At 71.3% G+C, this 21,562-nt stretch carries 20 protein-coding genes; 9 read left to right on the top strand and 11 right to left on the bottom strand.

Translation table 11 applies throughout. From position 1 onward, the window contains the following. Positions 1 to 96: 96 nt before the first annotated feature. The 3 genes from ACLQ3B_RS23900 to ACLQ3B_RS23890 are packed head-to-tail and all read right to left on the bottom strand — an operon-like array spanning position 97 to position 2,083. The gene (locus ACLQ3B_RS23900) at positions 97 to 543 is read right to left on the bottom strand and encodes a hypothetical protein (RefSeq protein ID WP_425782930.1); all 447 of its coding nucleotides are present in this window, start codon (positions 541 to 543) and stop codon (positions 97 to 99) included. Beyond that, the gene (locus tag ACLQ3B_RS23895; protein ID WP_425782929.1) at positions 540 to 1,067 is read right to left on the bottom strand and encodes a hypothetical protein; all 528 of its coding nucleotides are present in this window, start codon (positions 1,065 to 1,067) and stop codon (positions 540 to 542) included. Before ACLQ3B_RS23895 ends, ACLQ3B_RS23900 begins: the two co-directional genes overlap by 4 nt. After that, positions 1,064 to 2,083 carry a hypothetical protein gene (locus tag ACLQ3B_RS23890; RefSeq protein ID WP_425782928.1) on the bottom strand — a complete coding sequence of 340 codons (1,020 nt, stop codon included), beginning with the start codon at positions 2,081 to 2,083 and terminating at the stop codon, positions 1,064 to 1,066. The genes ACLQ3B_RS23895 and ACLQ3B_RS23890 overlap by 4 nt, the downstream gene beginning before the upstream one ends. A 375-nt stretch (positions 2,084 to 2,458) precedes the next feature. On the opposite strand from ACLQ3B_RS23890, the gene ACLQ3B_RS23885 reads away from it, so the two are divergent. Then, complete coding sequence (locus tag ACLQ3B_RS23885; RefSeq protein ID WP_425782927.1) at positions 2,459 to 4,759, top strand: M14 family metallopeptidase; 2,301 nt, start codon at positions 2,459 to 2,461, stop codon at positions 4,757 to 4,759. An 81-nt stretch (positions 4,760 to 4,840) separates the two neighbouring features. On the opposite strand, the gene ACLQ3B_RS23880 is transcribed toward ACLQ3B_RS23885, so the two are convergent. Beyond that, positions 4,841 to 5,308, bottom strand: coding sequence for a cupin domain-containing protein (locus ACLQ3B_RS23880; protein WP_425782926.1), 468 nt, complete (start codon positions 5,306 to 5,308; stop codon positions 4,841 to 4,843). 111 nt (positions 5,309 to 5,419) lie between these two features. Here ACLQ3B_RS23880 and ACLQ3B_RS23875 point away from each other — a divergent pair, with 111 nt between their 5' ends. Further along, positions 5,420 to 5,896: an RrF2 family transcriptional regulator gene (locus ACLQ3B_RS23875; protein WP_425782925.1), complete on the top strand. Its 477-nt coding sequence runs from the start codon at positions 5,420 to 5,422 to the stop codon at positions 5,894 to 5,896. A 98-nt stretch (positions 5,897 to 5,994) separates the two neighbouring features. Here ACLQ3B_RS23875 and ACLQ3B_RS23870 read toward each other — a convergent pair whose 3' ends face one another. Continuing rightward, positions 5,995 to 6,759: a hypothetical protein gene (locus ACLQ3B_RS23870; RefSeq protein WP_425782924.1), complete on the bottom strand. Its 765-nt coding sequence runs from the start codon at positions 6,757 to 6,759 to the stop codon at positions 5,995 to 5,997. A gap of 312 nt (positions 6,760 to 7,071) precedes the next feature. On the opposite strand from ACLQ3B_RS23870, the gene ACLQ3B_RS23865 reads away from it, so the two are divergent. Further along, on the top strand, positions 7,072 to 7,683 hold the full coding sequence (locus ACLQ3B_RS23865) for a tetratricopeptide repeat protein (protein ID WP_425782923.1): 612 nt from the start codon (positions 7,072 to 7,074) through the stop codon (positions 7,681 to 7,683). A gap of 57 nt (positions 7,684 to 7,740) precedes the next feature. On the opposite strand, the gene ACLQ3B_RS23860 is transcribed toward ACLQ3B_RS23865, so the two are convergent. From ACLQ3B_RS23860 to ACLQ3B_RS23850, 3 genes are all read right to left on the bottom strand, one after another. Next, positions 7,741 to 8,955, bottom strand: coding sequence for an RNA polymerase sigma factor (locus ACLQ3B_RS23860; protein WP_425782922.1), 1,215 nt, complete (start codon positions 8,953 to 8,955; stop codon positions 7,741 to 7,743). Continuing rightward, the gene (locus tag ACLQ3B_RS23855) at positions 8,955 to 9,341 is read right to left on the bottom strand and encodes a YciI family protein (RefSeq protein ID WP_425782921.1); all 387 of its coding nucleotides are present in this window, start codon (positions 9,339 to 9,341) and stop codon (positions 8,955 to 8,957) included. The genes ACLQ3B_RS23860 and ACLQ3B_RS23855 overlap by 1 nt, the downstream gene beginning before the upstream one ends. A 111-nt stretch (positions 9,342 to 9,452) precedes the next feature. Then, complete coding sequence (locus tag ACLQ3B_RS23850) at positions 9,453 to 10,013, bottom strand: hypothetical protein (RefSeq protein WP_425782920.1); 561 nt, start codon at positions 10,011 to 10,013, stop codon at positions 9,453 to 9,455. A 446-nt stretch (positions 10,014 to 10,459) separates the two neighbouring features. Here ACLQ3B_RS23850 and ACLQ3B_RS23845 point away from each other — a divergent pair, with 446 nt between their 5' ends. The 3 genes from ACLQ3B_RS23845 to ACLQ3B_RS23835 all read left to right on the top strand — a co-directional run bounded on the left by ACLQ3B_RS23845 (position 10,460) and on the right by ACLQ3B_RS23835 (position 12,908). Then, complete coding sequence (locus ACLQ3B_RS23845) at positions 10,460 to 11,659, top strand: cellulose-binding domain-containing protein (protein ID WP_425782919.1); 1,200 nt, start codon at positions 10,460 to 10,462, stop codon at positions 11,657 to 11,659. Positions 11,660 to 11,987: 328 nt separating this feature from the next. Further along, positions 11,988 to 12,629 (top strand): GNAT family N-acetyltransferase, encoded by a 642-nt coding sequence (locus tag ACLQ3B_RS23840; RefSeq protein WP_425782918.1) that lies wholly within the window; start codon positions 11,988 to 11,990, stop codon positions 12,627 to 12,629. A gap of 132 nt (positions 12,630 to 12,761) precedes the next feature. Further along, positions 12,762 to 12,908 carry a hypothetical protein gene (locus tag ACLQ3B_RS23835; protein ID WP_167337290.1) on the top strand — a complete coding sequence of 49 codons (147 nt, stop codon included), beginning with the start codon at positions 12,762 to 12,764 and terminating at the stop codon, positions 12,906 to 12,908. An 88-nt stretch (positions 12,909 to 12,996) separates the two neighbouring features. Here the strand turns inward: ACLQ3B_RS23835 and ACLQ3B_RS23830 are convergent, their stop codons facing one another. Beyond that, a complete protein-coding gene (locus tag ACLQ3B_RS23830) occupies positions 12,997 to 13,542 on the bottom strand; it encodes a CGNR zinc finger domain-containing protein (RefSeq protein ID WP_425782917.1) in 546 nt (181 codons plus the stop codon). Between the two features lie 45 nt (positions 13,543 to 13,587). Between ACLQ3B_RS23830 and ACLQ3B_RS23825 the strand changes: the two genes are divergently transcribed. From ACLQ3B_RS23825 to ACLQ3B_RS23815, 3 genes are all read left to right on the top strand, one after another. Continuing rightward, positions 13,588 to 14,835 (top strand): MFS transporter, encoded by a 1,248-nt coding sequence (locus ACLQ3B_RS23825; RefSeq protein ID WP_425782916.1) that lies wholly within the window; start codon positions 13,588 to 13,590, stop codon positions 14,833 to 14,835. A 67-nt stretch (positions 14,836 to 14,902) separates the two neighbouring features. Continuing rightward, entirely contained in the window at positions 14,903 to 16,936 is a 2,034-nt protein-coding gene (locus tag ACLQ3B_RS23820) for a hypothetical protein (RefSeq protein WP_425782915.1), read from the top strand. 128 nt (positions 16,937 to 17,064) lie between these two features. Then, on the top strand, positions 17,065 to 18,291 hold the full coding sequence (locus ACLQ3B_RS23815) for an RNA-guided endonuclease InsQ/TnpB family protein (RefSeq protein ID WP_425782914.1): 1,227 nt from the start codon (positions 17,065 to 17,067) through the stop codon (positions 18,289 to 18,291). 118 nt (positions 18,292 to 18,409) lie between these two features. On the opposite strand, the gene ACLQ3B_RS23810 is transcribed toward ACLQ3B_RS23815, so the two are convergent. After that, positions 18,410 to 18,547 (bottom strand): hypothetical protein, encoded by a 138-nt coding sequence (locus ACLQ3B_RS23810; RefSeq protein WP_425783184.1) that lies wholly within the window; start codon positions 18,545 to 18,547, stop codon positions 18,410 to 18,412. A 128-nt stretch (positions 18,548 to 18,675) separates the two neighbouring features. Further along, positions 18,676 to 21,543: an FAD-binding and (Fe-S)-binding domain-containing protein gene (locus ACLQ3B_RS23805; RefSeq protein WP_425782913.1), complete on the bottom strand. Its 2,868-nt coding sequence runs from the start codon at positions 21,541 to 21,543 to the stop codon at positions 18,676 to 18,678. Positions 21,544 to 21,562: the final 19 nt, after the last annotated feature.

Genomic DNA, 21,562 nt, shown 5'->3' with positions numbered 1-21,562 from the left:
TAGGCAATCTCGTGGAGTCTTGCGCTTTTGGGGCGTCGGCTGCGCGGAAATGCCGCTGCGAGGCGGTCGGCCGGTGGCCGCGGGGCGGTGCCGGGATCAGGTTCTGAGGGGGCTACCACAATGACCATGCCACGTCGGGAACACGTACCCGCCTGGGTTCGCCCGGCCCTCGCCGCCGTTGACCATCGGGCTGCCGCCTTCCGGGACGACAGCGGTTACCAGTGCGGTGTCGCCCACCACGCTGACGCACGGCACCTCGGCCTCTCCCTCGCTCGCCACGCTCCCGTCGGCCAGTGCGTGCCGGAAGCGGAGCACGCCGTGGCCTGTCCCGTGGCGGTCGACCCAGCCCAGCACACCGAACCGGATCTGATGATCGATCAAGCCGGGCTCGTTGTAGACGAAGCCGCCGACGCCGGCGATCCAGGTACCCGGCGTGGCGGGCACCTCGGGTGGGTCCTGGTCGTCAACCTGCGCCGGCACCGGGGCACCGACTACCGTCACGACCCCGACGAGCATGGCGACAACTAACCTGCGGATTTTCACGGCTTCTCCATTCTTCGATTCATGGCTGCGCGCCGGCGGTAGTCGGCGGCCACGGCTATGACGAGGGGCCCCCACGCGAGCATTGGGGCGTAGTAGCGGAGCACCTCCCAACCGGGAGCTGGGTGCACCGGCTCGTCGTCGCCGATTCCTACCGAGATGCTCTGCACAAAGTGGAACCTATGGTTCACAAGGAAATACACGCAGATGGCGACGAGCGACCAGCCGCCGATCAGCGCGACGCGCACGACCGGACGCGCCGGGATGTGACGGCCCCCGAGGCGGGGCACCCAGTGCGGAAATAGTTGTCCCCACCGGTGCACCAGCCCGAGTGTCATCAGGGCCAGTCCCATCGACAGGGCGGACAGGAAGATCATGTACCAGCGCGTGACGGCATCGTCGGTGAACACCAACGACAGTCGCCACAGCGCCGACGGCAGGACGCAGAGCGGTACGGCGTAGGCGGCCCAGACCGCCCGCCGTGGCGGGGCGGTGATCGAGACGTGGGCAGAGTCGGTGGGGCTCATGGGTGCTCCGACCCTGGGAGGTCGGTCATTGCGGTGTCGGCCGAGGTGGCGAGGGCGTAGCCGGTGGTGGTGACGGCCAACGACACTCCCCAGCCGAGGAACACCAGCAGCGTGGCGGTGACGGCCCACCCGTCCCACACGTCGGACCAGCGCGTGTCACCGGTGAGCAGTCGGCCGACGAGCACCGCGACGCTCAACACGCCGTAGGTGACGAGCGTCAGCGCCACCACGCCGGCCGGGACCACCGCCAGCCGTCGGGGCACCCGTCGACCGTGTAGCCCCGGCACCCAGCGCGGGAACTGCTGCCCCCACCGCTGTACCAGCCCGAGAACGAGCAGGCCGGCGAGCGGCGGGACCAGCGTGATCGCCACCCCCGTCGCCGTCGAGAGGTCCCGCTCGATGTCGTTCAGTTCCGGCTCGGAGATGCCGACCGGGAAGCCGAGCACCCACAGCCCGTGGGGCACGGCCCAGCCGACCACGGGCAGCGCGACGGCGACGTACGCCCAGCGGCGCGCCCACGGCGGCACCGGCCGGTAGCCGACGGCCGCCGGTCCGCGCCGGGGCCCGGACGCGTTCGCGAGCCCGGCGAACAGGATGCCACCGGCCACCAGCACCAGCCGGGCCCCGAGGTCACGCCAGTCCGAGGGCCGTCCCGCCAACGCCGCCGGGACCTCGAAGACCAGGTGCAGCGGGAACGCCACCACCAGGAGCAGCGCGGCCGCAGCCCAGCTACCGGCCGTCGCCCAACGGGCAGGGAACCGGACCGTGCACACGAGCACCAACGCGAGGGCGACACCGACTCCCACCGCTCCCCACCCCGACCAGAACGGCAACGCCTCGACCTGGTCCGCACCGCACCCGCCCGCCGGATCGACCAGATCGGTGCGATCGCAGGCGGTGTATCCCCATCGGCCGCCTGCGATCCAGTACAACCGCTGAGCCAACGCGGCGGCGACGAACCCGCCGCATGCCAGCGCCCACGGTCTGGTGCGACTTTGCACTTCAAAGACAGCCATGGACCAACGATCGCTGGCTGCGGATCAGCTCTCCTCCCCGGCAGAAGGGGAAGCGCTCCCTCTGCCGGGGGACCGACGGCCCAGGCTCAAGGAATGCTCAAATTCGATCGACGTGAACCACTGGAGCCGCAAACGCACATACGCTCACCGGACCGGTCCGCCGGCAATCACCCGTCGTCGGCAGAAGGAGGGGGAATGCGGCGATCACAACGACGCATCGCGCTGGTTGCGCTGTCCACACTGGTGGGCAGCATCCTCTTGACGACCGGCCCCGCGGGCGCCGATCCCACGGGGCGGTCAGTCGCCGCCAGCCGACCCCAGCCTGATGATCGTGAATCGGTACGCCTCGTACACCTCAGGCTGACCGGCGCCGACATGCTGGACAGGGTGGCCGCGGCCGGCTTCGACCTCGAACACGGCCTCCGGCGCGTGCCGAACGGCATCGAGGGCGAGGTGGTGGTGACCGCCGAGCAGGTCACCGAACTCACGGCGATGGGCGTCGAGGTGCTCGGCGACGACGCGGGCTTCGGCTGGAGCGACGAGGCCGACGGCGGCCTTGGCATCGGCGCGGCCGGCGCGCGGGCAGTCCAGCCGGCGAACCACGAGGCGACGGTGCGCGTCGTCCGCGCCGACTGGTTCACCACCAAGGGCCAGGGCTTCCTCTACGTCGAGGCGCGGACCACCGAGGGGCAACAGGCCGACCCGATCGTCGGGATGCAGGTGGAGAACGACGCGGGCAGGGGCACGCCGTTCGGCTTCGCCCGGACGATGAGCCGGTTCGTCGACTCCGGGCAGTACATGTTCCACCGGAACCTGTTCAAGCTCGACGTACGCCCCAACAAGATCAGGCTGACGAGTTCCACAGGCGGCGTCGCGACCGGCGTCGTCTCCAACTGGTTGGAGGACGCCCCGCCGCCGCTGACGGCCAACCCGTCCTACAAGTCGGACTTCGTGGACGGCTACCGGCACCCGCAGCAGCTCTACAGCCGCGCCAAGGAGATCGCCCGCCAGTACCCGGACATCGCCGAGATCGTCTACCTGCCGAACCAGACGAACGGGTACCAGCGCAGGGCGCAGGCCCAGATCGGCGGTACGGGGCAGGCGGCGGTCGTCGTCACCTCGGCGGCGTGGGGCCACCAGGGCGGCAACGACATCACTGTGGACTTCGTGGGCCGGTCGGACCCGGACCTCCCGCTGGCGGTGGAGGTCACCGGCAAGGCGGTCCGTGTCCTGCTCGCCACTGACGCCTCCGCTGCGCCGGCGAGCACGGCCGCAGAGGTGGCCGAGGCGTTGCGGACCCGCTCCGCGGGGCTCATCGAGCGGGCGCACCCATACCGCACCAACGAGGGCACCGGGGTCGTCGCGCCGACGGCCGGGCCTGTCGCGCTTACCGACTTCCTCGACCAGAAGCGGGCCGGGGCGCCGGCCGGGGAGGTGCCGCGCGGCCCGGTGACGATCCCGGTCCTGCGGATCGGGAAGCACCGTGACGGGAAGAAGCCCGGTGTCCTCATCCAGGCGCAGGACCACGCCCGGGAGTGGGTGCCCGCGACGACCAGCCTGGAGTCCGCCGAACGTCTGGTGCACAACTACAGGTCCGACCGGGAGACGAAGAAGATCGTCGAGAACACCGATGTCTTCTTCATCCTGTCGAACAACCCCGACGGGGCGAACTACAGCTTCTACAACTTCGCCTCCCAGCGCCGGAACATGACCAACCACTGCCCGGACGCGAACGCCGATCCGGGTCGACGCAACTCCTGGGGCGTCGACCTGAACCGGAACTACCGGGTCGGGTCGGGGCACGACGGCTACGCGGGCGCGTCGACCAGTTGCGTCAGCGACACCTACCAGGGGCCGGAGGAGTTGTCCGAGCCCGAGTCGAAGAACATCGTCTGGCTGGTCGAGAAGTACAAGAACATCAAGTTCATGATGTCGGTGCACTCCAACGGTGGTCAGCTCTTCTGGCAGCCCGGCGCCTACATCGCGGACGGCCGGATCACCACGCCGCGTCCGCCGCTGGGTGACGAGGCGTTCTACTGGCAGTCCGCCGCCCGGATCCTGTCCCAGGTCAAGGCGCACCGAGAAACCGTCGTCACACCGGAGAACGTCGGCGGCTCGTCGGACGTCCTCTACTCCTCGGCGGGCAACGTGCGCGAGGACCTCTACCACACCTACGGGATCTACGCGTTCGGCTGGGAGGTCGGCGGCTCCGTCTACAACCCGGCCACCGGCGACTGGCAGGGCGGTTCGTTCCAACCGGAGTGGGACGGGAACCCCGAGCTGGTCAGTGGCCACGCGGAGACGATGGAGTACGCCAACGGGATCATGGAGATGTTCCGGGTCGCGGCGGACTGGGGCAGGGACAACAAGAACCCGACGTCCCAGCTGGTTCCCGGCGCGGGGCGCTACTCCGGGCCCGTCGACGTGCGCTTCGAGACCAGCGAGCCGGCGACCGTCTACTACACGACCGACGGCAGCCGGCCCACCCTCGAGTCGCCCCGCTACGCGGCGACCGAGTTCCGCGAGCCGGGGCAGGTGTTCCACGTGACCGAGACGACGACGTTCCGCTGGTTCTCGGTCGACAGCGCCGGCAACATCGAGAGGAACTACGACCCGACGAAGAACGACAAGCGCAACAACTACCGCACCGCGACGATCAGGATCGCCAAGAGGTAGCGCCACTCGGGCAATCGTTGCCTCGTCGGTGCGGACCACCCGCGCCGACGAGGCAACCTCTGCATGAAGAGGTCTAGCCCGTCAGCCGCGTCGGCCGGCCCACAACGGGCTTTCCACGTAATGGTTGTCGTAGCGGTCCTGGGTCTCGCCGACGTCCTGCCAGGTGGCTTCGCCCTGGTGCACCTTGTCGAGCAGTCGGTAGTAGTCGAACCGGGGCTTGCCGGGGGTGATCACGACCAGGAAGTCGGCGTCCCGGCCATCGGCGGGGGCGAAGGCGTGCGGAGTGTTCGGCGGGACGAAGAGGACGTCTCCCTGGTGCAGGGTGTGCAGTTCGTCGCCGACGAGCATCTCGAGGGCGCCGTCGAGCACGAAGAACAGCTCACCGGAGTGGGTGTGCAGGTGCGGCGGCGCACCGTCGGTGCCGTGCTTGAGCAGGGTGCGGTTGCTGGTCAGGGCACCACCGGTGTGCTCGGGGTCGAGGAGCAGCGTGATCACGCTGGCCGGGTCGCTGTCGAGAACCTCGGCCTGGGCCGCGCGTACCAAAGTCATTGTCGGCTCCTTGATCGTTTCATCGATATCTAGATACTAGATATCCAGAATCGGTCCACGCTAGCGATCATGACCGACGTCTCAAATTCTGGACAGGTAGAGTCCGGGATCATGCGGATGAGTCAGGGCGTCGAATGGGCCCTCCACACGTGCCTCAACCTGAGCTGGCTGGACGCCCCGGTGCCGACCAGCACCCTCGCCGCGTTCTACGAGCTGCCGCCGGCGTACCTGAACAAGCAGCTCCAGACCCTGGTCCGGGCCGGGATCCTGACGTCGACCTCGGGGCCGCGCGGGGGCTTTCAGCTCGCCCGCACCCCGGCGGAGATCTCCCTGCTGGACATCGTCGCCGCGATCGAGGGCCCGGAGGAGCTGTTCCAGTGCGACCAGATCCTCAGCAGGGGGCCGGGGGAGCACGCGGGCGTCGACTATCGACAGTCCTGCGCGTTCGCCCAGGCCATGCGGGGCGCCGACCTGGCCTGGCGGCGGGAGTTGGCCGGCAGGACCGTCGCCGACGTCCGGGCCGACGTCGAGCGCGGGCACCCCGAAGCCCCAGCCAACACCCGCGCCAGGATCGTGGAACTGCGCTAGCCGGCTCGCGCTCAGCTGCCGTGCACCTCCAGCTCCCGCAGCGAGTAGCCCCACTGGGTGGCCCGCTGGGTGCCGTACACCCGCAGGTAGTTCCGACGTCAGGCCCTGATCCGCTCGGCAACCCGTACGGCGACGGCCCTGAGCTGCTCGGCGGAGAGCGGTGGCTCCGGCTGCGCGGCGACGGCCTGCTCGTCGACCCCCACCATGTTGCTGACGCTCGCGCTGAGCGCCCGGTTGCCGGGCAACTGGATCGAGACGATGTGCTGCACGCTCGCGGTCCGCTTCCCGGTCAACGTCTCGGTCTTCGTCCGGAGGCCGCCGGGGGCCGTCCCCTCCGCGCACACGCGGTGGTAGCGGTCGTCTCCCGCACCCTCCGGCAGCTCGCACGGCCAGTGGAATCCGGCGGGGCCGTCGGGCTGGGCGGTCGGCGCCGGCTCGAAGACGTCGGGGGAGATCGACACCCCCAGCGGACCCCTTCGTCCCCGATAGGACACGCCGGATCCGCCGCCGACCAGGTCGTCGCGGCCGTTGTGGGTGAACACCGGCAGCCGCCCGTCCGGCTGGCGGGCCTCCCCGAGGTGGTCGGGGATCCAGAACCACGTCGACCCGGGCGCCACCGCACGCAGCGCGGCATCGAACTCCGCGCCGAGGCGCTTCGCGCTGGCCTCGGCGCTCTCGTCGGTGTCGAAGACCAGGCGGAACCCGGTGTCCCCGGCCGTGGGAGGGGGGAGCTTCGCCACGGTCACCGACACGACGTCGTCGGCGGTGTGCCAGTCCTGGCAGAGCAGGAACGCGCTGCGCCGCCAGCGATCCATCCGGCCCGCGACGAAGTCGTGGAAGTCGGTCTCGTCGGCCCGCCTCACCGGGGTCTGTCCTCTCCGGGGACCAGCACGGGTCTGTTTTCTGCGCTGACTGTCACGGCCGTACGACGCGGCCCGCCCGCCCCGGGGTTGCACGGCCGGGCGGCTTCCATCGCCGGGGCGAATCTGGACGTGGTCGGTGAGGTGGTCAGTCGGTCCGGATCATTCGGCTTCCTGATCTGGTGTTCGGGCGGGCCGGCCAGGCGGTCTCCCGACTAAACTGCCGGGCCTGGGACGGTAGCGGCGATGCCAGCGGGGGCGACGATGAGCACCGACGATCGGATCGTACGGGCCCGAGAGATCTATGCACGGGCAGTGTTCGGCGGCGACGCCAGTGGGCTGATCGATGCCGAGCAGGGTCTGCACGCGGTCGAGGCCGATGCGGCGTTGGCGCGGGGGATGATCCTGCACGCCCGGTTTCAGAGCGCGCCCGCCGACGCCGGCTCGTCGCCTACCGAGGATCCCGCCGAGCTGCCGCTGTTCGAGCGTGCGCTCGAGCTGTACCGGGCACTGGGGGACCCGCGTGGCGAGGCCGAGGCGCTGTTCTGGATCGGTTGTCTGCACCAGTTCATCCGACGTGACGACGAAGCCGCGCTTCCGTACTTGGAGCGGTCCTGCCGGCTGGCGGCGCAGACCGGCGACAAGCCGACCCGGTCCGAGGCGCTACGGCACCTGGGCATCGCGGCGCACGCCGCTGGCCGGCTGGACGAGGCACACGAGCGGCTGGAGGAGTCGACCCGGCTGCGCCGGGAGGTCGGAGCCCTGCCGGGCGTGGCCTCCAACATGATCGGGCTGGCCTACATCGCCGCCGCCCAGGACCGACGCGCGGACGCGCTCGCCACCCTCGACGAGGCGCACGCCATCGCACGAACGCACGGCGCGCACGCCATCGTTCGGCACATCGAGCAGGCGAGAACGCAGATCTGAGCCTGCGGCCGCGGGCAGGCGGGCGGCGCGCGGGTACGGCCGGTGGTGCTGGGGCAGTCAGCTCAGCGCGGCCGCCTTGCGCAGCAGCACCGAGCGTTCGCGCTGATTGGCGCAGAGCCGGGCGGCCAGCCCCAGTTCGACGCGCGCCTCCGGAAGCCGGCCGAGGCGGGTCAACAGCTCACCGCGTACGGTCGGGACGAGGTGCGAGCCGGGGAGCCGGTTCGAGGCGATCAACTCGTCCACGATGGCCAGGGCTGGCGCCGGACCCGAGGCCATGGCGACGGCGACGGCCCGGTTGAGTTCGACCACCGGGGAGGGCGCGACACGGCCGAGCGCAGCGTAGAGCGTGACGATCCGGGCCCAGTTGGTTTCCTCGACCGAGGGGGCCGACGCGTGGGTGGCCGCGATCGCGGCCTGCAGGCCGTACGGGCCGAGGCCGTGCCGCGATGCCCTGGCCAGCGCGGCCAGCCCACGGCGGATGGCCGAGAAGTCCCACAGTCGACGGTCCTGATCGATGAGAAGGATCGGCGTGCCGTCCGGGTCGGTCCGGGCCGGGAAGCGCGCGGCGGTCAGCTCGCACAGGGCGAGCAGGCCGTGCACCTCCGGCTCGTCCGGCTGTAGCGCGGCCAGCGTGCGGGCCAGCCGGATCGCCTCGTACGCGACGTCGGGGCGCAGCAGCCGGTCGCCCGACGTGGCCGTCGACCCCTCCGTGAAGATCACGTAGAGGACGCTGAGCACACCGCCCAGCCGCTTCCGGCGCTCGCCGGGCGGCGGCAGCTCGAACGGCACCCCGGCCGCCGCGATCGTCTTCTTGCCCCGGGTGATGCGGGCCTGCACGGTCGGCACGGGCACCAGGAACGCGCGGGCTACCTCCTCGCTGGACAGGCCGCCGACCACGCGCAGGGTCAGCGCCACCCGCGCCTCGGGGGAGAGCACCGGGTGGCAGCTGACGAACATCAGCGCCAGCACGTCGTCGTCGATCCGGTCGGGGTCGATCTCCTGGTCGAGCGCGGGATCGGCCGCCAACAGGGCATATCGCTCCTGGAGGGCGGCCCGGCGGCGGATCGCGTCGATCGCGCGCCGCCGGGCCGTGGCCATCAGCCAGCCGGCCGGATTGGCCGGTGACGCACGCCGCCAGGACACCAGCGCCTCGGCCACCGCCTCCTGGGCGGCGTCCTCGGCCAGCCCGAAATCGCCGGTGAACCGGGTCAGCGCGGCGACGATCCGCGCCGACTCGATTCGCCAGACGGCCTCGACGTCGGGCGTACCCATCAGGTCTGGCCGTTGCTCTGGCCACCCTGCGGGACCTCGTCGGCCTCGGCCACCCGCCGGACCTCGATCTTGGACCCGCGGACCGCCGGGACCCGCTTGGCCCACTCGACCGCCTCCTCTTTGGTGGTGACGTCGAGCAGGAAGTAGCCCCCGAACAACTCCCTGGTCTCGCCGTATGGCCCGTCCGTGACCACCGGCGCCTCGCCGGCGAAGTCGACCACGACGCCCTGGCGTGGATCGTCCAGCCCTTCGGCCGCGACGAGAACGTCGGCCTTCATCATGTCCTCGATGAACTGGCGGGTCGAAGCCATCATCTCGTCGAGGTTGGCCATCATGGCCGCGTTCGTCTCATCGGTGCCCCGCATGATCAACACGTACTTCGACATCGCGTTCTCCTCGTCCGACGGGGCCGTCTCCCGGCCCTAGCATCCCCATGTCGAACGGGCGGCCCACGGATCGACACGTGCCCGGAACAATCTTTCCCTGGCGCGGCGTGGTCAGGGTCGGTCGTCCTCCGGCGGCGCCGTCAGTTCGGCGTGCCGCACCGTGAAGTCGCCGCGAGTCACCGTGGCGAACGCGGCCGGCGCGAGGCACGTACCGATTCGGGCAGGGCCCCATTGGCCTGCCGCGTCCTGGTCCATGCTGGCTGACCAGGTGAAGCCGACCCGGTCGCCGTGGCGCCCGCCGTCCTGCACGCTGAACCCGACCCGCTTACCGACGAGCTCTTTGGCCATCTGGTCGGCGCGAGTGACGATGCCGGTCAGGGTGGCATGACCCGGGCTCGTGATCATGCAGTCCACCGACGCTTCCCACCGTACGGTGATGTCGGCTGCGGCCAGCCAGTGCGCGACCCGCACTGTCCCCGTCGCGTCCGCGGGCGTGCCGTTCTCACCGCGCGGAATCGGAAGCGGGCGGCTGTACGGCGCCGCCTGGGCGTCGAAGGCGAACGACTGCACGTCGCCGTCCTGCCCGAACGGCAGCACGAACTCCGCTGATCCGGTCACCCGCGCCGGTCGATGGTCCGCCGCCCCGGCCGGCGTCGCCGCTGCAACTGCCATGGTCGCTGCCGCCATGGCCCACCCGAGTGTTCTACGCATGGTCGTCCTCCCAATCCGGCCGCGGTACCGCGGCCCTGCGATGCCTCCAGAGTTCGCGAGGTGGGAGCAGGAATGATCCCCTCTGAGAGGGGAGTTGCTCCCTCGCGCCTGGCACACCGGACCTCGTGTGTGGGAGAGGCCGCCACTCCTGTGGCCCCGGTCGAACACCGACGCTTGATTCAATCGGCATTCGTCAATAGATTGAGGGTGGGCGCCGCCGGGGTCCGGGGGACCGGGCCGTCGGCGACTGACAGGTCCACCCCGAGCCGGGCATTTCGGTCGTACGCGCGACCGGTCGCTGTGGCGCACCGCCGCGCCGCATCCAGGGCACGTTGCCGCGCCGCCTCCGTCCAGGACGCGCCGCCGCCGCGCCGCCTCCGCTCAGCTCGATGGCAGAAGGACCCTTCATGACGATCTTCCGTGCCCGCCCCGCCGCGACCCTGCTGGTCGTCGCCGCGCTGGCCACCGCCGCGACCACAACCGGAGCGGCCCTGCTCACCGGCCCGGCCGCAGCCGCCCAGGGCTGCCGGGTCGACTACACGCCGAACCAGTGGCCCGGTGGATTCACCGCCGCCGTCAAGGTCTCCCCGGGGGACGCCGCCGTCTCCAGTTGGACCGTCACCTGGACGTACGCCGGGGACGAGCGTGTCACCAGCGGCTGGAGCGCCACGGTCAGCCAGTCCGGATCGACGGTGACCGCCCGCAACGCGTCGTACAACGGCAGCATCCCGGCCGGCGGCTCCACCGAGTTCGGGTTGCAGGGCACCTACGGCTCCGGCGCTGGCGCGCCGACCGGGTTCAGCCTGAACGGCGTTCCGTGCAACGGCGCCACCCCGCCGCCGACGACCCCGCCGCCGACCGACCCGCCGCCGACGACGCCTCCGCCGACCGACCCGCCGCCTACTACCGAGCCGCCGACCGGGTGCGCAGGCGCGGCGCTCTGCGACGGCTTCGAGAGTCAGGGCGGTTCGACGCCGTCCGGTGACTGGACCGTGGTGAGCCCGGACTGTTCCGGCGCTGGTACCGCCACCATCGACACGGCCACCGCGCACAGTGGCAGCCGGTCGGTCCGGATCAACGGCGCCGCCGGGTACTGCAACCACGTCTTCATCAGGTCCACGAAGAACCTCGGCAGCGTGGGCGCCGTCCGGTACGGCAGGGTCTGGGTCCGGCACACCACCGCCCAGCCCACCGAGCACACCACGATGATGGCGATGGCCGACGCCGCCGACGGCAACAAGGACCTGCGGTTGGGTGGCCAGAATGGCGCCCTGCAGTGGAACCGCGCCTCGGACGACGCGACCCTGCCCGAGCAGAGCCCGGCCGGGGTGGCGCAGAGTCTGCCGCTACCCACCAACCGGTGGACCTGCGTGGAGTTCATGGTGAACGGTACGGCCGGTCAGCTGCGTACCTGGGTGGACGGCACCGCCATCGCCGGGCTGACCGCGGACGGCGCACCGACGCACGACATCGACGGCCAGTGGTACAACCGCACCTGGCGGCCGCAGCTCACCGACCTGAAGCTCGGCTGGGAGAGCTACGGCGGCGGCGCCGACACCCTCTGGTACGACGACGTCGCGCTGGGGTCCAGCCGGATCGGCTGCTGACCCCGCGGGGTTGCGGACGGGGAACCGTCGGCGGTGCCCCGCCATGGTGATGAGTGCGTCAAGGGTGTGACCCGGAAGCTGGGTCACACCCTTGGCCGTGTCGGCCTGCTGGTCTGCTGGCCAGCACCGTCGTGGTGACGCTGCACGATCTCAATCTGGCCGCCCAGTACTGCGACCGTTTGGTGCTTCTGTACGGCGGCCGGGTGGCCGCGGCGCCCAGCGCCGCACCCCAGACGGAAGGATGGCCGAACACTGTTTGGTCCGCGCGGTGGCAAGAGGGCGCGTCCCTTTCGGCAGCCGTGCGGCCGGGGATTGAGGAGAGGCGACCATGGACCGCACGTTGACCGACATCCTGGACGCGGCGGCGCACGGGCACTTCCCGCCACCGGACGGCGGGACCACCATCCTGCCGCAGCCCAGCCGCCGAGACGCCGGAGTCATCGCCTTCACCGGGCACTCGGTGGTGTTCACCGACGAAGACCCCCAATGGGTACGTCGTGCGCTGGCCACCATCGACTGCGATCCCCTGGCGGCCACGATGAATCCGCGTTTCCTGGGTGCGCTGCTCGACCGCACCCGGCGTTCCATGGACACGATCGACCTGCTGACCGTGGCGAGCAGCCTTGCCGGGCCGCCGCCAGTGCAGCTGGATGAGCTTGCCGACGCCGATCATCCGCGCGAGGTCAGGGCACGTCGACGCCGTGACGACGTCCGCGTCTGGGCCGCCGAGGGCGGGGTGGTCGTTCTCGGGCGCGGGGTGGCCGGCCGTTGGGAGGCGGCGATCGAGGTCGACGACGAGCGTCGCCACCGGGGCCTGGGGCGGGCGCTGGCGACGGCCGCCCGACATCTGGTGCCCGACGGCCAGCCGGTCTGGTCCCAGCAGGCCGCCGGCAACGCGCGCAGCGTGCGCGCCTTCCAGGCGGCGGGGTTTCGACCGGTGGGCGCGGAAGCGGTTCTTCTCCGGACGTAGGCACCACGCCTGGCGAGCCGCACGGACCAGTGTGGGCCGAACCGTGATCGGCAGGACGTTTCCGCGATCATGCCCGGGGGCATCTCGCCGGTTGAAGGCAGCCGCCCTCTACCCCTGATCGAGGAGAGCAACATGTCGGTCCAGGCATTTCTCTACGTCGTCGCCGTCATCCTGATCGTGCTCGCTGCCCTGCCGCTGCCCACGAGGGGTGTCTCGCTCGCGCTTCTGGGCGCCGCCTGCGCCCTGCTGGCCTACGCCTGGCCGGTGATCACCGACTGATGTTTCCGTAAGTCGTCGTTGGTACGGCCGGTGGCCGGCAGCCTGAGCACGACCGGGCTGCCGGCCACCGGCCGTGAGTCTGTTGCCATCACGAGGCCGGGGTTCGCCGTCGCCGGCGGTACGCGGCGGCCTTGGCGCGGTCACCACAGCCGCGCATACCGCACCACCGCCGTCGTGCGCCGCGCGACCGGTCCACGAATGCTCGGGTGCAGTGCTCGTCGGCGCACCAGCGGAGGGCCAGACGGTCGGCGCTGGCGTGCAACTCCAGGCAGTCGCGGGCGAGGACCGCCAGGACGGCGTCCAGGTCGCCGTCGCGGTGCACCCCGTCGACCTCGAGGCGCACCGCGGGTAGCGGCCCCGCCGCGGCCTCATTGACCAGCTCCCGGTCTGCCGTGCCCGCCTCGGTGCCGTCGATCAGGGCTTGGACCAGGCGGAACATCGTCTCTCGGAGCGCCTTGGCGCGTCGCAGACCGGCGTCGTCCACATCGGGCGCTCGCGCGACGATGCCGGCCTGGACGGCCCAGTCCGCCACATCCCTCGGGGCGGTCAGCTGTTCGACGTCAGCGTGGCCGCGCTCGGCGAGCGTGGGAAGGAAGTCCAGTACCGGCCGATCGGCGATGAACTCGAACCTCACGTCACCATATTGACCGGTGACGTGACGCGGTGCAAGAGTGAAGCGATGGCATCACCGGTCGAACAGGTGACGGAAGTGGATCCCGGCATCCGCCGGGACCGCGCTCGGCTGACCCACTACCTGGCCGCGGCACTGCTGGCGCGTACCGCCGACGAAGGCGCACGCGTCGCGCTGGTGATCTTCGCCCTGGACCGGACGGGCAGCGCCACCGTCGGCGGGATGTTTGTCGCGACCCTGCTGCTCCCACACGTCGTCGCCGCGCCCCTGGTCGGCGCGTTGGTCGACCGGTCACGACGGCCAGCCGCCGTGCTCGCCGGCACGATCGCCGTCTTCGCCGGCGCCCTCGCGGCCCCGGTCGCCCTGCTCGGTCATGCGCCGCGGTGGCAGACCTACCTCGTCCTCGCGACGGCGGGGTGCTGCGGGCCCGCGGTGACCGGCGGACTGACCAGCCGACTGGCCGCACTGGCCGGCCCGGAGCGTGAGGCTCGCGCCTTCGCGCTGGACGCGTTGTCCTACAACGTTGCCGGCATGCTCGGGCCGGCGATGGTGGGGCTGGTGGCGGCGGCTGCCAGTCCGAGCACCGCCATCCTCGCGCTCGCGGTCGCCGCCGGGCTCGGCGCCCTCGGCGTCGCATCCCTCCGCCTGTTCGCCCCCGACGCGCCAGCGGAGCAGACCCGGGCGGCCGGCCTGTTCCAGGGTGCCCGCGCGATCGTGCGGGACCCGGCCCTGCGAACGATCACCCTCGCCACCAGCTTCGGACAACTGGGCCTCGGCGGTATGGCTGTCGTCGCCACCACCCTCGCTGTGGCTGCGCACGAACCCACCCGCGCCGGACTGCTCCTCAGCGTTACCGCCGGTGGCGCGCTCGTGGGCTCACTGCTCTGGGCGTGGCGTCCAATGTCGACGTCCCGCGCGCCCCAGGTGTCGGTCTGGGCCATGGTCGCGGTCGGCGTACCCCTCGCGCTGGCCGCCTCTGTGCACTCCCTGCCGCTGGCCGCGGCGCTGTTCGCGCTGTCCGGGCTCTTCACCGGGCCGTTCGCGGCGGCGCTGTTCCTGGCCCGGAGTCAGCTGGCCGCCGAGGCGATCCGTACGCAGGTCTTCACCATCGCCGCCGGGCTGAAGGTGGCGGCCGCGGCGATCGGCGTCGGACTTCTGGGCCTCGCCGCCGACCTGCCGGTGAGCGTTCAACTGCTGGTGGTCGCCGCCTTCCCGATCGTCGCGGGGATCGTGGGCGGCGTGCTGCTGCAACGCCGCCCACGGTCGGGCGCTGGTGGTCACATCGACGCTTGCTGAGCTTCTCTCACAAGCGTAGGAAGAACACCACCCATCGATCCGCCGTCCCGCGTCGAAGGAGATGCGTGTGACCACCTCCAGAGGGCTCCGTCTCGCCGTGTCCGTGCTGGTGACAGCGGGCGCCGTCGTGCTCGGCACGGCGGCGCCTGCCGCACCGTCAGCGACTCCCGCGCCAACCGGGCACCCGTCCTGCGACCCGATCGACCCGACCGCCTGCCTGCTGCCGTTCCCGAACGACTACTTCACCGTGCCGGATCGGAGCAGCCCCACCGGCAAGCGGGTGCACTTCGCCGCCGCCGCGATGCCCGCCAACGTGCAGGGGACCCCGATCGACCCGACGGAGTGGAACCGGCAGGACGGGTTCAGTCCGGGCTCGCCGATCCTGGTGCGCGTACCCGGGCTCGACGCCGCGGCGACCGGGATCGCGCCGGTCACCGACATCGGCCGCTCGCTGGCGCCGGACGCGCCGATCGTGCTGCTCAACGCCCGGACCGGTGAGCGCACGCCGTACTGGGCCGAGCTGGACGCGCACGCCGCCGGCCAGCCCGACCGACAGCTGCTGATCATCCGTCCGGCGGTGGCGCTGGCCGAGGGCACCCGCTACGTCGTCGGGCTGCGCGGCCTGCGCGACGGCAACGCGGCGCTGATCCCGGCGCCGAAGGCGTTCACGGCGTATCTGACCGGTGCCGGCCTCAGGCAGCGGGACGCTCGGGGGTCGCAGCTGAGGCGGATCGCCGCCGAGCTGAATCGGACCGGCGTCAAGCGGCACAGCCTCTACCTGGCCTGGGACTTCACAGTGGCCAGCCGGCACGGGCTGACCGGGCGGATGTTGGCGATCCGGGACAACGCGTTCGCCGACCTCGGTCGCGCCGCGCCGCCGATCACCGTCACCCAGGTGACCGACTATTCACCGGAGCAGGATCCGCTGATCGCCCGGCAGGTGACCGGCACCATCGGCGTGCCGTCCTATCTGACCGGCGACGGCGGCCCCGGCTCCCGGCTCCACTACGGGTCGGCCGGCGGCGCCGGGACGCCGCCCGCGCCGAACGCCCTGCCCACGCCGTCCGGCGCGACAGTGGCCGCGGACTTCGTCTGCAACATCCCACGCAGTGCCTCGGCCGCCAGGCCGGCGCACCTCTCGCTCTACGGCCACGGGCTACTCGGCCGACCGACCGAGATCAACGCTGGCAACGTCAAGACGATGTCGAACACCCACAACTTCACCTTCTGCGCGACCAGTTGGATCGGCATGGCCGCCGCCGACGTTCCCTTCGTGGCCGGCTCCTTCACCGACCTCAGTGTCTTCCCCGCCGTGGCGGACCGGTTGCAGCAGAGCTTCCTGAACTTCCTCTTCCTGGGCCGCGCGATGATTCACCCGGACGGCTTCGCGGCCAACCCGGCGTTCCGGGACACCACCGCCCGACCGCTGATCAATCGCCGTGGCGGGCTGCACTACGACGGCAACAGCCAGGGCGGCATCAACGGAGGCGCGCTCACCGCCATCGCCCAGGACTGGACCCGGTCGGTGCTCGGCGTACCGGCGATGAACTACTCCACGCTGCTGCAACGCAGCGTGGACTTCGCACCGTTCCAGACCGTCCTCGACGGCTCCTACCCGGACAAGGTCGACCAACAGCTCGTCCTCGCGCTGCTGCAGATGTTGTGGGACCGGTCCGAGGCCAACGGGTACGCCCAGCACATGACCGACCGACCACTACCGCGCACCCCGGCGCACCAGGTGCTGATGCACGTGGCCTTCGGCGACCAGCAGGTCTCGCCCGCCGCGGCCGAGGTGCAGGCGCGCACCGTCGGCGCGCGCCTGCACACCCCCGCGCTCGCCGACAGCTGGTCACTGGACGTGCGGCCGTACTGGGGCATCACGCCGGTCCGCCGCTACCCCTACACCGGCTCGGCGATCGTGATCTGGAACAGCGGCGCTGCCCACGCGCCGCCGCCGACCAACCTCGCACCGGCCGGGCCGGAGTTCGGCGAGGATCCGCACGCGTTCCCCCGTGCCCAGGCCGGGGCCCAGAAACAGAAGGCGGTGTTCCTGCTCACCGGCACGGTCGTCGACGTCTGCGCGCGGACACCCTGCCCCTGACGCCGGGCCCGCCATCCCGGCGGGCCGGCGCGCGCTACCGAAATGCAGGCTAGTGCGCCGCCCTTCAGTCGGTGGTGAAAGCCCGCGCGGAGGCTCGCCAAGGCAGGAGCGTGCCGCCCGGATCGGCCATGAGCCAATGGCAGACTGTGGTGGTGCTGCTTCGGTTCAACTTCCGCGTCTATCCGACGTCTGGCCAGCAGGATGCGTTGGCGCGGGCGTTCGGGTGTGCGCGGGTGGTGTTCAACGATGGGCTGCGCGTACGTCAGCAGGCGCGGGAGGCTGGCCTGGCGTATGTGACGGACGCCGAATTGTCCCGGCAGGTCACGGCGGCGAAACTCACTCCGGAGCGTGCGTGGCTGGGTGAGGTGTCGTCGGTGGTGTTGCAGCAGGCCCTCGCGGACCTGAACACCGCGTACCGCAACTTCTTCACCTCAATTTCCGGCAAGCGTAAGGGCCGCGCGGTGGCTGCGCCTCGGTTCCGGTCGCGCAAGGACAACCGGCAGGCCATCCGGTTCACGGCCAACGCCCGGTTCAAGGTGCTGGACAACGGACGGCTCAGGCTGCCGAAGATCGGCGACGTGCAGGTGCGCTGGTCGCGGACGCTGCCCGCTATGCCGACGTCGGTGACGGTTATCCGGGACGCGGCGGGTCGGTACTTCGCGTCGTTTGTCGTGCAGAGCACCGACGAGCCGCTGCCGTCGGCCGCGTCCGAGGTGGGTATCGACCTGGGCCTGACGCACTTCGCGGTCATGTCCGACGGTACGAAGGTGACCGCGCCGAAGTTCCTGCGTCGCGCGGCACGCAAGCTGAAGCGGTTGCAGCAGGACCTGTCCCGCAAGACCAAGGGCAGCAACCGCCGTAAGAAGGCCGTGGTGAAGGTTGCCCGCGCCCATGCGCGGGTGGCCGACACCCGGCGGGACTGGCAGCACAAGCTGTCCACGGCGATCATCCGCGACAACCAAGCGGTGTACGTCGAGGACCTGTGCGTGAGCGGGCTTGGCCGCACGCGGCTGGCGAAGTCGGTGCACGACGCCGGGTGGACACAGTTCACGACCATGCTGGAATACAAGGCTGCCCGGTACGGGCGCACCTTCGCTCGGGTGGACCGGTTCTTCCCGTCCACCCGGATGTGCTCGGACTGCGGCCGGATCACCGACAAGATGACGCTGAACGTTCGTACGTGGGTCTGCCCGTGCGGCAGTCACCACGACCGGGACGTGAACGCCGCCAGGAACATCAGGGCCGCCGGACGGGCGGACCTCAACGACCGTCGAGCGCAGATAAGACCAGCATCCGTGCCGGCACCGCGCAGCGAAGCGGTAACCCACCGGAAGCTAGCCCCTTCAGGGGTATAGCAGACCGGAATCTTCGCCTCTCAGGGCGGAGAGGACGTCAATACTACAACCGCAAGGGCCTGTGCGTGAAGAACAACGCCGCGTCGGTCTGGAACCGCACCAGCAGGAGCGTGCGGGTCTACTTCAACAGCAACTTCGCCGGTGCGAGCCAGGTCTTCGCGGCCGGGGCGATGGCAAACCTCAACGCCATGCTGAAGAACAACAACGCCTCGCACGAGTTGGTGAGCGGGCCGACGGGTTGTACCACCGACGGCACCAACAGCAAGCTACCGAGCAGCATCCTCGTCTACCGGGTCGGTCTCGGGCGTGTCGACCGGGTCTACTTCAAGACGTACGTCAAGAACGTCCTCCCGAACGAGTGGGTGACCATGGGTACGGCACCGGCTATGCCGGCGGCTCGATCGCCTCGACGAGCACCTCGAGCACATGCCGGTACGGCTGGCCGGTGGCCCGGCTCATGCCCATCTCGCAGGTGCGGTTGCAGGAGGCGTACGCGTCGTGGTCGCGCTGGTTGATCTCGGCGGCCTGCGCCGCGGTCGCGCCGGCCGTGACCTCGGGATGCAGCAGCCCCCGGTCACCGGCGAAGGCGCAGCACCCCCAGCTGTCCGGCACGGTGACCGTGTCGGCGACCGCCTGGGCCACCGTGCGGAGGTCGTCGATGCCGCCCAGGTGCACGGTGGAGCAGGTGGGGTGCAGGGCCAGCGAGCCCAGTCGCCGGGGCTGCGGCAGCGCCGGCAGGAGGTGCTCGGCGGTGAACGTCACGCTGTCGACGAAACGCAGCGCGCCGTAGCGTGCCTGGTCCTCCTCGGCCAGCGCGGCGGTGAGCTGCGTCAGCCCGTGCGTGCAGGACGACGCGTCGCACACGACGGGCAGGCGACCCTCGTCGCTGGCGGCCCAGAGCGCGGCCAGGGTCCGCTCGGCCATCTCGCGGTGACCGGCGGGGTAGCCCTTGGACTGCCACGGGGTTCCGCAGCACAGGCCCGCCGTGCCTGTCGGAACGACGAGCGGCACACCCGCCAGTTCGCAGAGGCGCAGGAACGCCGCGGCCGAACCGCCGGACGGGCCGTCCTCGGGGGCGAAGAGGCTGCCGACGCAGGCCGCGAAGAACACCGCCTGGGCGTCCGCAGCGCTGCGGGGTGTGGGGCGGGGCGCGCCGGCGCGTGGCATGTCGTCGCTCCACTGCGGCACGAGTTCGGTGGCGCCGAGCCCACGGATCATCCCGGTGGCGGCGCGGGTCACCGGCGTCGGTACGGCGTGCGCGGCGGTCAGTCCCACCCGCACGCCCGCCACGGCGGCCTGCCAGTGCCGCGCGGCGGTGCGGGCGGTGCGCTGGGCGCGAGGGCTGTGCCGCTCGGCGCGGAGCCGCTTCATCGCCGCCCCGGTGTCGATGCCTACCGGGCAGGCGGTGACGCAGAGGCTGTCCGCGGCGCAACTGTCCACTGCGGCGTACGCGTAGTCGGCGGTCAGCTCCCGTCGGCGGTCCTCGTCGCCGGCGGCGGTGGCGAGGGCGATCTGCCGTTGCAGGACGATGCGCTGGCGGGGGGTGGTGGTGACGTCGGCGGTGGGGCAGACCGGCTCGCAGTAGCCACACTCGACGCAGGCGTCCAACTCGGGGTCGACCGTCGGGACGGCCTTGAGCTGCCGCAGGTGCACGGTCGGGTCGTCGTTGAGCAGCACGCCGGGGTTGAGCAGGCCGCTGGGGTCGCACAACCGCTTGAGCTCGCGCATCACGTCGTACAACTCGTCGCCGTACTGCCGGCGGACGAAGGGCGCCATGGCCCGGCCGGTGCCGTGCTCCGCCTTGAGTGTGCCCCCCTCGGCCAGCACGAGGTCGACCATGTCGTCGGTGAACCGGGCGTAGCGGTCGATCTCGGCCGGGGTGTCGAAGGACTGGGTCAGCATGAAGTGCAGGTTGCCGTCCCGGGCGTGTCCGAAGATCACCGCGTCCGGGTAACCGTGCCTGTCGAACAGGCGGATCAGCCCGTCGCAGGTGCCGGTCAGGCGTGGCATCGGCACCGCCACGTCCTCCAGCAGGGCCGTGGTGCCGGGCGGGCGGGCCCCGGCGACGGCGGTGTAGAGGCCCTTGCGCAGGTGCCAGAGGTTGGCCCGTTCGCGTGGGTCGCGGGTCAGCTCGGTGCCGGTGACGGCCGGCAGCCGGTCGAGCACGGGCCGGGCGTCGGCCAGGGTGGCGGCCAGCCGCTCCGCGCTGTCCTCGGCGAACTCCACGAGCAGCGCCGCGTGGCCGATGACGGTGAGCCCGCGCAGGGCCGGGCTCGCACCCGGGTCACGCTGGCTGACCCGCAGCGCGGCCGCGTCGAGCAGTTCGGCGGTGCGGGCGCCGGCGGCGAGCAGGGCCGGCAACGCGTCGGTGGCGTCGGTGAGGCCGGGCAGGATCAGCAGGCCGGTGGCGGCGTGGTCGTGGATCTCGACGGTACGGAAGACGGCCTCGGCCACGAAGCCGAGCGTGCCCTCGCTGCCGATCATCAGGTGGGCGAGCATCTCGACCGGGGTGCTGTGGTCGAGCAGCGAGTTCAGCCCGTACCCCATGGTGTTCTTCATCGCGAACAGCCGCTCGATGGTGGCGCGCGACCCCGGCGCCGAGCGCACCCGGTCGCGCAGTCGCAGCAGCCCGGCGTGCAGCTCGGGCTCGTCGGCCCGCAGCCGGTCGTCGGCGTCGCGGGCGCCGGAGTCGACGACGGTGCCGGACGGGAGTACGAAGCGCAGCGACTCCATGGTGCGGTACGCGTTGTCGGTGGTGCCGCAGGTCATCCCGCTGGAGTTGTTGGCCACCATGCCACCGACCGTGCAGGCGGCCTCGCTGGCCGGGTCCGGGCCGAGCCGGCGTCGGTAGCGGGCCAGCCGAGCGTTGGCCTGCCGGATCGTCAGGCCCGGTTGGAGCCGGATGCGGCGGCCGTCGTCGAGGACCTCGGCGTGCCGCCAGTCGGTGCGGACGTCGACGAGCACTCCCGCGCCGCCGGCCTGCCCGGCGAGGCTGGTGCCGCCGCCGCGCAGCGTCAGGGGCACACCGGCCTCCCGGGCGCCGGCCATCAGCGCCCCCACCTCGGCCGCCGAGGCGGCGCGAACCACGGCCTGTGGCTCGAACAGGTACGGCGAGGCGTCGTGCGCCGCCGCCAGTCTCCGGGGTAGCTCGGCGCTGGCCCGGCTCGGATCACCGAGGCGTGAGCGCAGCAGCTCGGCGACTTCGCGGGCGCGAGCGCCGGCCGCGGTCGGTGTGGGTACGACTGTGCTCATGGGCGGATCCTCCTGGGAG

The organism is Micromonospora sp. DT53, assembly GCF_049841535.1.
GTDB lineage: Bacteria > Actinomycetota > Actinomycetes > Mycobacteriales > Micromonosporaceae > Micromonospora.
This window is presented reverse-complemented; position numbering and strand designations above follow the sequence as displayed.

What these genes read in the sequence shown, in the direction of transcription:
- ACLQ3B_RS23875 (WP_425782925.1), top strand. Translation starts at nt 5,420, where the DNA reads ATGCGGATGAGTCAGGGCGTCGAATGGGCCCTCCACACGTGCCTCAAC.
- ACLQ3B_RS23890 (WP_425782928.1), bottom strand. Translation starts at nt 2,083, where the DNA reads ATGGCTGTCTTTGAAGTGCAAAGTCGCACCAGACCGTGGGCGCTGGCA.
- ACLQ3B_RS23880 (WP_425782926.1), bottom strand. Translation starts at nt 5,308, where the DNA reads ATGACTTTGGTACGCGCGGCCCAGGCCGAGGTTCTCGACAGCGACCCG.
- ACLQ3B_RS23825 (WP_425782916.1), top strand. Translation starts at nt 13,588, where the DNA reads ATGGCATCACCGGTCGAACAGGTGACGGAAGTGGATCCCGGCATCCGC.
- ACLQ3B_RS23855 (WP_425782921.1), bottom strand. Translation starts at nt 9,341, where the DNA reads ATGTCGAAGTACGTGTTGATCATGCGGGGCACCGATGAGACGAACGCG.
- ACLQ3B_RS23850 (WP_425782920.1), bottom strand. Translation starts at nt 10,013, where the DNA reads ATGGCAGTTGCAGCGGCGACGCCGGCCGGGGCGGCGGACCATCGACCG.
- ACLQ3B_RS23840 (WP_425782918.1), top strand. Translation starts at nt 11,988, where the DNA reads ATGGACCGCACGTTGACCGACATCCTGGACGCGGCGGCGCACGGGCAC.
- ACLQ3B_RS23885 (WP_425782927.1), top strand. Translation starts at nt 2,459, where the DNA reads ATGCTGGACAGGGTGGCCGCGGCCGGCTTCGACCTCGAACACGGCCTC.
- ACLQ3B_RS23895 (WP_425782929.1), bottom strand. Translation starts at nt 1,067, where the DNA reads ATGAGCCCCACCGACTCTGCCCACGTCTCGATCACCGCCCCGCCACGG.
- ACLQ3B_RS23835 (WP_167337290.1), top strand. Translation starts at nt 12,762, where the DNA reads ATGTCGGTCCAGGCATTTCTCTACGTCGTCGCCGTCATCCTGATCGTG.
- ACLQ3B_RS23845 (WP_425782919.1), top strand. Translation starts at nt 10,460, where the DNA reads ATGACGATCTTCCGTGCCCGCCCCGCCGCGACCCTGCTGGTCGTCGCC.
- ACLQ3B_RS23860 (WP_425782922.1), bottom strand. Translation starts at nt 8,955, where the DNA reads ATGGGTACGCCCGACGTCGAGGCCGTCTGGCGAATCGAGTCGGCGCGG.
- ACLQ3B_RS23815 (WP_425782914.1), top strand. Translation starts at nt 17,065, where the DNA reads ATGAGCCAATGGCAGACTGTGGTGGTGCTGCTTCGGTTCAACTTCCGC.
- ACLQ3B_RS23805 (WP_425782913.1), bottom strand. Translation starts at nt 21,543, where the DNA reads ATGAGCACAGTCGTACCCACACCGACCGCGGCCGGCGCTCGCGCCCGC.